This window comes from Candidatus Eisenbacteria bacterium (genome assembly GCA_016867715.1).
Classification (GTDB): domain Bacteria; phylum Orphanbacterota; class Orphanbacteria; order Orphanbacterales; family Orphanbacteraceae; genus VGIW01.
This window is the reverse complement of the sequence record VGIW01000110.1, coordinates 1-9,994: the sequence shown is the minus strand read 5'-3', so window position 1 is coordinate 9,994 and position 9,994 is coordinate 1. Positions and strand designations below refer to the sequence as shown.

General features: G+C 68.5%; 5 protein-coding genes. 1 reads left to right on the top strand and 4 read right to left on the bottom strand.

The window, feature by feature from the left end; genetic code table 11:
• From FJY73_13030 to FJY73_13020, 3 genes are all read right to left on the bottom strand, one after another.
• Positions 1–2,520, bottom strand: a 2,520-nt coding sequence (locus tag FJY73_13030; protein ID MBM3321580.1) for a toll/interleukin-1 receptor domain-containing protein, incomplete at its 3' end; no start/stop codon positions are given.
• Between the two features lie 201 nt (positions 2,521–2,721).
• A complete protein-coding gene (locus tag FJY73_13025) occupies positions 2,722–5,358 on the bottom strand; it encodes a hypothetical protein (GenBank protein ID MBM3321579.1) in 2,637 nt (878 codons plus the stop codon).
• Positions 5,355–6,884 carry a hypothetical protein gene (locus FJY73_13020; GenBank protein MBM3321578.1) on the bottom strand — a complete coding sequence of 510 codons (1,530 nt, stop codon included), beginning with the start codon at positions 6,882–6,884 and terminating at the stop codon, positions 5,355–5,357. Before FJY73_13020 ends, FJY73_13025 begins: the two co-directional genes overlap by 4 nt.
• A gap of 175 nt (positions 6,885–7,059) precedes the next feature.
• Between FJY73_13020 and FJY73_13015 the strand changes: the two genes are divergently transcribed.
• Positions 7,060–8,379, top strand: coding sequence for a sensor domain-containing diguanylate cyclase (locus FJY73_13015; GenBank protein MBM3321577.1), 1,320 nt, complete (start codon positions 7,060–7,062; stop codon positions 8,377–8,379).
• Here FJY73_13015 and FJY73_13010 read toward each other — a convergent pair.
• On the bottom strand, positions 8,348–9,994 hold a 1,647-nt coding region (locus FJY73_13010; protein MBM3321576.1), incomplete at its 5' end, for a tetratricopeptide repeat protein. The two genes, FJY73_13015 and FJY73_13010, sit on opposite strands and share 32 nt — an antisense overlap.

The following is a 9,994-nucleotide window of genomic DNA, read 5'->3' as shown; positions in this document are numbered from 1 at the left end:
ACAACGCTCGTAATGCCGAAGCGCCGCCTCCGCGTCCCCCGGAAGACCCCGACGAGAAAGAAAGTCCCCCATCTGGCTCAAGCTCACCGACACGTCCCGCGCCGCCAACGCGCTCTCCGGATTCGCACGGAGCAACCCTTCGCTCACGGCCAGGCTCCGCTCGTAATGCCGAAGCGCCGCCTCCGCGTCCCCCGGAAGACCCCGACGAGAAAGAAAGTCCCCCATCTTGTTCAAGCTCACCGACACGTCCCGCGCGAGGTCCTCGGAGTCAGGGTGGCCCGCGAGGAGCTTACTCTTCGCCTCCAGAATGCGTTCGGTGAAGCCGAGCGCACGGCTGAGCGAGCCATGCTCGCCCTCGAAGTCAGCGGCGACCTGTGCCGATCGAAGCAGCGTGGCTGAGGCGTGGCTGGCGATGAGGTGGCTGAGGTGGTCCCTTAGCCACGGATGCTGCGCTCGCAGGGCGGCGTCTTCCCCCCTGCCTACCTGCTCCTGAAACAGGTAAGAAACCTCGAGGAAGAACCGATCCACGGCCGCCAGCCTCTCGTCGGGCCGCGCCGTCTCCTTCCGCGCCCGCTCCGCGACGAGCCGATGGATGCGCACCAGCGGCGGCAACGTGCCCGCGCGTCGATCCGCGTCCTCGATCTCCTCGGCCGGATGAAGCAGCCGGAGGCCGTGCAGCTCGCGCCAGGCACTGGCCCACTTCGACGGGTGGCCGGGCCGGTCCGCAAGCTCCGACGGGTGTGCCTCGCGGGTGAGGGTCTCGAGCCAGGGCATCGGGATCTGGTCGGGCTGCAGCAGCGCCGCGAACTCGAGCGCCGTCCGCGCCGGGTGGCTGAGGCGCGCGATCGACCAGTCCAGCACCGCCCCGACCTGCTTCTGCGAATGCCGGATCTTCGCGGCGACCTCGGTCTCGCCCTGCAGAATGTCGACGACGAGCAGGCCTTCGTCCGACAGCCGCTGGAGGAACTCCGCCGGTTGGTAGCCCTCCGCGGCATGGACCCCGAGGTAGGCTGCAACCAGCTCCACCGCGAGCGTGTACCCGCGGAGCGCCTCCACGATCTTGATGGCGGCCTGCTCCGCCGCCTCGCCGGCGAAGCGGTGGCCCGGCTGGAACTCGCGCAGCAGATCGAGGGCGTCGGCATCGGGGAGCGGCTCGATCTCCAACGTCTGTTGCCAGCGTTCGCCGACGCCGAATTGCGCCGGGTCGAACCGCGTCGTGACGATAACTTCGAGCCACTCCTCGGCCGGGAGGAAGGCGACCTGCTCCGCGCTCAGAAGCTCCGCCCGGTCGACGTTGTCGAGGATGAGGAGACATCGCGGCTGTTCGACAATGGGAAGGTCATCGTCCGGGGAATGCCGCTCCGGGTGGCGCCGTAGTTCCTCGCGCAGGCGGGCCACCCGGGCGCGGGTGAGGTTCTTCAGGTGGTCGAGGATGGCGGTGGCCGCCTTGTCGGGGTCGGCCTTCTGCTCTTCGTTCAACGCGAGCGGGACCACGATGCCCTGCCCGGCCGTCGCGAGGCGCGGATCGTCCGTCAGCTTGAGCAGCGCCAGCCCGATCGACGAGATGCTCTCGCAGCCGATCTCCCATGTCCCGCCCGCGGCGTAGAACTCGGCGTAGGCATGAGCGTACTGGCGGGCGAGGGCGGTCTTGCCGAGCCCGCCGGGGCTGTGCGCGGCTGCGATCATCCCGCGCCCGCCCATGCCGCGGCCGCCGCTCTGCGGGCCGCCGGTCATGAGGATGGTGTGCAACCGGCTCAGCTCGGCATGCCGGCCGACGAAGTGCTCGTGGCTGCGGACGACGTTGCCCGGCGCCAGGTCGGCCAGGGCGATGCGGTCGAGGCGCGAGGCGATGCGCCGGTCGATCGCGTCGAGCCGCTCCGCGAGAGTGCGCAGGTCGTCGGCGGGTGAACGAGGCGCCGCGCGGACCTCGGCCGAGCGCTCGGCCGCGTCCAGCTCGAGCAGCACCTCGGGCCCGCGGTCGAACCAGTCCTGCAGCTCGCAGGTCACGTCGCGATTGCGGCGATGGAGGTCGTCCAGCCACGGGCGGACGCGCTTCTCCTCCTCGTCACCGAACCGGTCGGGCGCGAACTCGAACCAGGGATAACGCCGCTGCACGTCGACCAGCCAATCGCGGATCGCTTGGCGGTCCTTCGGCCGCAGGTCGCTTGGCTGGACGAAGAAGATCGGGGTGATGCCGTCGTCGCCGCGCGCCGCCGAGTGCTCGCGTCGAAGGTACTCCTCCCACTCCCAGAGGCAGTTCCGGCTCACGATGTAGTTCGGCGAGAGGAAGGCGAGGAAGAGACGCGAGGAGCGCAGCCCCTCGCCGAGGTCGCGCTTCCAGTCGCTGCCGACGTCGATGGCTTGTCTGTCGAAGAAGATCTTCAGTTCCCGTCGAGAGTAGAGCTTGTGACGGCGGAGCAGCTCGTCGTGAAACGCGGTGACCCAGCCTCCGCCCCCGTCATTCCTCGGCTCGTTGTCCTTCCGCGCGTACGAGAAGAAGAGATGGTACGTGCGGTGCATGATGTGTGGCCGTTCCTTGTCGCGGGATGGATCGTGAGCGCGAGCGTAAACCGGATTGCTCTGCGGGTCAAGGAATATCCGTTCGCTTCGGCGCGCTGCCCAGCCAAGGACGGCGGGCGAATCAGTAGGCTCTATCGCTTGGGACCCGGGATCGATTCGGCCGACCGAGATGCCGCCTCGTCGAGCCGCCGGCTCGCCTCGTTATCGGAGGTTCCTGCCCTTCTGCGCATCGTCCTTCGTTCGGGGAGTGTGGCGGTCCGCGAGCCGACGGATCTCGTCGTAGTCGAGGCCGAGGTCGCGAAGGATCTCCATATAGATATAGCGCCCGCGATCGGCGAGCACGGGTCCTCCCTCCTTTCGGCTCGCGCGGTTGCGGATCTCCCCCTCGCGGAGCGCGAGCCGAGCGATCTCCTCGGCCCTTCCGCCGCGCGCGAGAAGACGGAGAAGATCCTCCTTCGCGTCCGCTTCGAAATCGTCGCGGAGCGCTTCGGCGGCGGCGGCAAGCGCTTCCGCTCGGCGCTCCGGCGAGGCCGTCCCCAAGGAAAGAAGAAGCGCGAGCCGTCCCCTCATCGACGCCCGAGTTCGGTAGTCGTCCGAAGGAAGCAGGCGGATCGCCTCGCGAAGCTCCCTCTCGGCCCCCTCGAGGTCCCCCGCCCGCTCGAGCGCCCGCGCGAGGGTTCCCCGCGCGTAGGCGTCATCCGGAAGAGCGCGGACGCCCGACCGCGCCTCGCGAAGAGCCTCGAACGCGTCCCCGCCCCCATCGAGAAGAGTCCACGCGAGCTCGTTTCGATGCTCCGGCCGCCCCCCGATCCGCACCGCCTCACGGAGGAGATCCGCCGCCGCCGCGAAGTCCCCCGCGTCCCGAAGAAGATCGGCGAGCCGCGCGAGAGCGCCGGGCGGGTCCTCCCCGCCGGATTCGACCAGACGCTCGATTCCGCCTTCTTCCACATACTTGATCAATAAACGGTTAAGATGCGCCCGGGGCGTTTCCCCCGCCTTCTCCCAGTCCCCGCGCGCTCCCTCCCAATCCCCCGCGCGAAAACGGGATTCGCCCCGAAGAAGATGGAGCGCGTACCGAAGCCCCCTTTGCCCCCGCACCGCGAGCCATTCGTCCCCCGTCGAGGCGATCGCGGACCATCCCCCGCGGAGCGCGAGAAGCTCCCACTCGTGAAGCAGAGCCCTTTGCGAGCGCCCCGCCTCCCGGCACCTTCGAAGTCCGGCCCGCGCGAGGATCTCCTCCTCGTAGGTTCGCGGGGAAGAGCCCGCCCGCGGATCGACCCCTTCGAGAACGAGACGATCCCGATCCTCGGGGCGCATCGCGTTCCTTCGCACAAGAATCATCGCCTCATCATCGAAATAGACGAGCGCCCACTCCGGATGCGCCGGCGCCGCAAGGCTGAGAGGATCCGCGCCCCCCCTCGGGTCGATCGCGAGAAGGAGCGTGTTCACGCGATACCGGGCGAGGAGCTGTTCCCACCCGGGGCCCCGGGCGACAATGCGGGCGTACGTGTTCTTCCAGAACTCCTCGCCGAAGACCTCCACCCGCCCGTCGATGAAGTTCTTTCGCTTCGGATGGAAGTACCAGATGAACGGACCTCCATAGCGATCGGGATGAAAGACCTCTCCAGGGAGTTTCTCCCGATCGAGGAAGCGAAACGCGCGGATCGGGTAGTTCGCGCTCCCCCACGCCCACGTGTCGCGGCGCATGCTCCACTCGGGCGGCACCGGGATGCGGAGCGGGTCGTTCTTCCACCACCACACCCCGAGCCAGAGGATTCCGGCCGCCAGGAGCGCACGCCCGAGGCGGCCGGCTTGCGATGCGTCCGGTGCGATCCGGTTCGCGAGGGGCGCGAGATTCCGGATCGCGATCGGGGCGGCGAGAATTGCGAAGGGTTGAATGAGGCGGACCGCGCGGGCGGCGAAGAGCCCGAAGAGAAGAAGCTGGAGGATCTCGGTCGCGTCGCGCCGTTTCCTCGGGATCGTCGAGAGGATCGCGAGGAGAAAGAGAACCGCGAAGAACCAATCGCGCGAGAGGCTCGCCGGCCGGAACTCGTCCAGCACCCCAAAGAAATACTCGGAGCGAAGGAGTCCGATCGGGAGGAGCGGGGCGGCAGCCCGCGAGGGGTTGACGAGAGCGGCGAGCCCGACGGCCGCTCCGACCGCGAGAACCGAAACGAGCGCGAGCCTCGTTAACGCGCGCCGGTCGAGGATCGGAAGATCGCCCCGGAGAAGAGGGACCTTTCGCCGCACCGCCTCCCCGGCGACCGTGCAGGCGAGAAGCCCCGCGCCGAAGAGAAACCCCGGATGCACCTCGGCCCACACCGCGAAGAGGAACGGAAGGAACCAGAACCGCACCGGACGTCCGCGCCGCATCTTCTCCACGCTCCACGCGGCGACCGCGAGCAACATCGCCGAGATCGTGTTCGGACGCAGGAGCATGTGCGAGGAACAGGCGAGCATCGCGAGAAGGAGAATGCCCGCGGCGACAAGCTCGTTCCGCTCCTCGGAGAGCCGGCTCGCGCGGAGGACGAAAAGGAACGCGAGAAGAACGATCCCGACGCGGAGAAGGATGAGACCCGCCGGGCCGAACCCGCGATTCACCGCGTAGAAAAGCACCTCGGCGAGCGGTTGGTTGACGCGCCAAGGATTGCCCGCCGCGGTGTAGGTGAAGGTGTCGGTCGCGGGGATCGCGCGCTCCTCCACGATTCGTTCCCCCGCGCGGAGATGCCAGCCGAGATCCGGGCACGAGAGGACCCTCGCGGCGAGAAGGACGAGAAAGACGAACAGGAGAGCGATCAGCGGGCGCCGCTCCGACGGGAGGCGACTCCTTCGCTTCAATCCGACGCGTCCTCCTTCCTCTTGAAGTAAACCAGATGAAGAGAGCGTTTCGCCCCCGGGGCAAGGATCTCCGCGCTCTCCCCCCGGTACTCCCGGTCGAACGCCTCGTTCTCGAGAAGCTCCTCGAGCCCGCGGTTCCACGGCGTCCGGAACTGGCCGGACCAGAAGACCGGCTCGGGAATCAGGAAGGGATAGTGAAGGATGTAGGTCGGCCTTCGAGAGAGAACGTATTTCATGTCGTGCTTTTCATGACCGGCGATTCCTCGGCCCATCTCGGGCATGCGGCGCGAGGCGATCGCGCGGTCGTTGATGCCGAGCATATCGATGGTCGGAAGTTTCGCGTAGTAGGGGATCGCCCCGGCGGTCGTCACCGCCGCCGACGAACCCTCGCTCGCGTGCTCTCCCAGCCACTTGCCGATCGGCTTCCAATGAAGCTCGACCCGATCCCGGTCCTCGGCGAGGAAACGGAGCGCCTCGCCGCCGAACGTGTTGAGGAGAGGAACGGCGAGAAGAACCGCGAACGCGGCGAGGCGAACACCTCCCCTCTCGCTCGGATCCCCGAGGAGCCGGCCGAGCCCGGAGACGGCGAGAAGGGCGAAGAGGGGGACCGCGGGAACGAGGAAACGATAGAAGGGAAGGGAATCGCCCCCGACCGCGACGATCGACGCGAGATAAACGATCAAGACAAGAAGAAACGTCCGCTCCCACCGCCGGATTCCGCCGAGGAAGAGGAGCGGGAGGGGCGCGAGAACGGTCCATCCCCCGAACGGCCCCAGGTAGCGGGCGAGATAGAAAGCCCCGCGCCGAAGCGCGTGGAGGCCGCCCCCCGTCTTCGCCCGAAACGTGTTCGGGAGCGCCTCCCCGTAGTAGGCGATCCTCCACGCCTCGTGCCCCCCCACAAGAACGAGAAAGACGAGCGCCCCGGGGAGAGCGCGCTTCACGCCGGTTCGGCGAAGCGCGAGCTGATCGAAGAGGACGACCGCGTAGACGAGGACCCCCTCCGGGCGCGTGAGGGACGCGAGCGCGAGGAAGAGAGACGCGCGCGCGAACGCCCGCGAGCTCTCCGCCGACGAGGCGGCCGCGACGCCCGCGAAGAGAAGAAGACCGAAAAGAACCGTCTCGAGTCCCGCGCCGCACCAGAGCGCGAACGCGCCGTTCGCGGCGATCGCGACGGGGAGGAGAACCGCCGCGGAGCGGTTCGCGAGCTTCGTTCGCGCATAGAAGAACGATACCCAAAGGATAAGAAGACCCGAGACGATCCCCGCGATCCGCGAGAAGAGCACCGGTTCGGCTCCCCCGCGGAGCGCCGCCGCAAGGAGAACGGTCCAGAGGAAGTTCGTGTACCCCTCGACCCTCTCCCCCGGGTTGAAGACGAGCCCCTTCCCCTCCGCCCAGTTCTCCGCGTAGCGAAAGGAGATGAAGGCGTCGTCGACCGTGTAGCGAAACGAGAGAGCGTGAAGGACGAGAAGGGCGGAGATGCCCGCGAGGAAGAGAAGCTCGGCGCGCCGCTCGCGAATGGGACCCACCTCCTCGCCTGGATGCCGCGGCAAGAATACCACACCGGCAGTCGAGGGATCTGGCGTGGTAGAATGGGAACGTACGGGAGGGCCGACTCGACCCCGCCCCGTCGCCTCTTGCTCCGCCGGATCGCAAAATGCTACAATTATTTTGGTATATCGTTGCCGCGGGGGAGCCGGGATCATGAGCCGCATCGAGTACGCCACGCTTCTCCGGGAGGTCCTTCCGGTCGGCCTCCTCGACGAAACGATCCGCCGCGTCGTGGAGGAGAGCCTCACCGAGGGGAGCGACGCATCCCTTCACGGCGCCTGCCGGCTTGTCCTCGAGGCGCTCGTGGCGAAGGGGCTCTTCGCGCGGGGCGCACCCGAGGGCCCGGCCGACGGCGCGGTCGTCTATCACGACCGGCGGGGCCTTCTCTTGGTGACCCTCCGACCTCCGGGGCCGGCGGCGAACGAGTACCGATTCCCCTTCCGACCCCTCCTCCCGCCGGAACTCGCCACGGACGAAACCCGACGAGCCCTCGAGTCGATCCTCACCGGAGCGGCCGGCGAGCCGCCGGAGGACGAACCGGCCGATTCCCTCCGGAGGATCGCCCGGTTCGCGTCGGAGACGATCGCCGCCTCGCGGGTCCGCTTCGTCTCGCTCGCCGACGCGTCCCCCTCGCCTCCTTTTGAGCCGACCGACCGGGGGCTCCTCGCCGCCGCGTTCCGCGAGCATCTTCGCCGAGGTGGCGACCCGCTCCACGTCCCCGATCTCGCGCGCGACCCGCTCCTCGCCGCGCGCGCCGCCGAGGAAGACGCGCGGAGCGCGGCTGCTCTTCCGCTTCGAGCGGGCGAGGAAATCTACGGGGCAATCGAGGTTCTTCATACGGAGCCGAACGCGTTCGACGAGCATGCGCTCGGGTTCTTCTCGTTCGTCGCGCTCCTCGCGGCGGGGCGGATCCGGAGCGCGAAGCACCTCGAGCAGCTCGTCTACGTCGACCTCCTCACGCGGGTCTTCACGCGGCGCTTCTTCGAGGAGCAGATCCTTCGCGAGGTGGAGCGCGCGAGCCGCGAGAACACCGCGCTCGCCCTCGTCATGGTCGATCTCGACAACTTCAAGGAAGTGAACGATCGGTTCGGTCATCCGGCGGGGGACGCGGTCCTCGCGAAGGTCGCCGGGATTCTCCGCGATCACGTGCGGCGGATCGACCTCGTCACGCGCTACGGCGGGGAGGAGTTCGCGATCCTTCTCCCCGGCGCCTCGCGCGATCAGGCGAAGGTGATCTGCGAGCGCCTCCGCTCTCTCGTGCAGGAGGCGCCGCTCCCCACCGCCGAGGGAGGAGGGACGTTCCGCCTGACGACATCGATCGGCATCGCGCTCCATCCGGACCACACGACCGCGGGGAGCACCACCGCCGACGTGCGGCGCGAGCTTCTCGAGCGCGCGGATCAGGCCCTGTACGCGGCCAAGCGGTCCGGAAAGAACCGGGTCATCTTCTGGGGAGAGGAGCCGCGTCCGTAGCATCGCCTCCACCGAGGATCGCGCGCGCCTCGAGCGCGTGTCTCGAATCCGGATCGAGACGAAGCCCCTCCTCGAGTCTCTCCCGCCCCTCCTCTCCACGCCCCGAACGAACGAGCGCGAACCCGAGACGAAATCGGAGGTCCGCGCCGGGGTGGCCCGCGCGGAGGGCTTCCTCGAACGACGCGGCCGCATCCCGGAAGCGGCCGAGACGGAAGAGCGCCCATCCTTCCGTGTCGGCGAACCATGCGTTCGACGGCTCGAGCGCGCGCGCCTCGCGTGCGAGAGCGAGCGCGCGATCAAGACGGCGGCCCCCCTCCGCCAAAAACCACGCGTACCGGTTCGCCGTGGCGGCGCGGTCGACCGCGGCCGAGAGGGCGGCTTCATAGAGCGAGTCGGCAGCATCCGGACGCATCAAGGACACCGCGAGACGGGCCCAACCGTCGAGCGCCTCCTCGTCCGAAGGGTTCTTCGCGAGAAGCGCGCGGTAGACCTCCCCAGCCTCCCCCCTCCTCCCCTCTTCCTCGAGCCGCTCCGCAATGCGAAGCTCGCCGAGCCTCTCCATCCCGGAACGCCTCTCTTCCGCCCGCCGGAAGAAGAACCGCGCGCCCTCGAGATCTCCCTCCAACACGCGCGCCTCTCCCATCCCGACGAATGGCCCCGCCTCCCACGGGCGATCCCTCGCCGCGCGCTCGAAGAAAGAAGACGCCTCCGCGTGCGCGCTTCTCTCGAGCGCGGCCGCCCCGCACTCGAGGAGAGCCGCTTGGCGGAGGCGCGGGTCCTTCTCGATCACGGTGAGGAAGCGCCTCTCCGCCTCCTCGGCCCGCCCCTCCCTTCGATCGAGCCTCGCGAGGTTCAGCGTCGGGATCCCGTCGGCGGAGACGATCTCCGCGCGCGCGTAGAGCTCCCGCGCCCTCTCGGTCTCTCCGATCGTCTCGTAGGCGAGCGCGACGTTGTTGAGAACCGGCGCCGCCTCCCCGCCGATCGCGAGCGCCTTTTGGAGAAGAACGAGCCCTTCGGCTTTTCGGCCCGCAAGGAAGAGCGCGCGGCTCTTCTGGATCGGATACGACGCGGCGAGGACGCGCGCGAGATAGCCGGACCGGGGCGAGACCCGCTCGATCGCTTTCGTCCGGTACCGATCCCAGAGCGCGAGGCCTCCTTCGCGATCCGCGCCCTCCACCTGCGGAAGCGCGTAGCGGAAGAGGATCCCCCACGGTTCGAGCCGAAACCCCTCTCCCGGGCGCACCTCGTCGCTCTCCGACGCCGCGTAGACCGGAACGCCCGAGCGGACCGCCTCGGCGAGAGCGGCCCCTTTCCATCCGGGGATCCGCGATTCGACGAGCGGCGCGAAGCGCGCGAAGAGCGGGCCCGCGGGAAGAAGATCGAGAACCGGATTCCAGAGGGTGAGATCGTTTCTTCTACCCTCGACGACCGTTGCATAAAGCAAACCGAACGTCTCGGCGTCCCCCTCGACCACGAGCGCAGCCTTCTCCTCGACGGTGGCGAGAATGTTCGCGATGTGCTCGTCGAGAACCGATCGGTCCGCGGGACGGTTCCGCGCGGCCTCCGCCGCGATGGTGGCGAGCAAAAGGAGCGCGGCGACCCCCGACGTCCTCCT

What these genes read in the sequence shown, in the direction of transcription:
- FJY73_13015 (MBM3321577.1), top strand. Translation starts at nt 7,060, where the DNA reads ATGAGCCGCATCGAGTACGCCACGCTTCTCCGGGAGGTCCTTCCGGTC.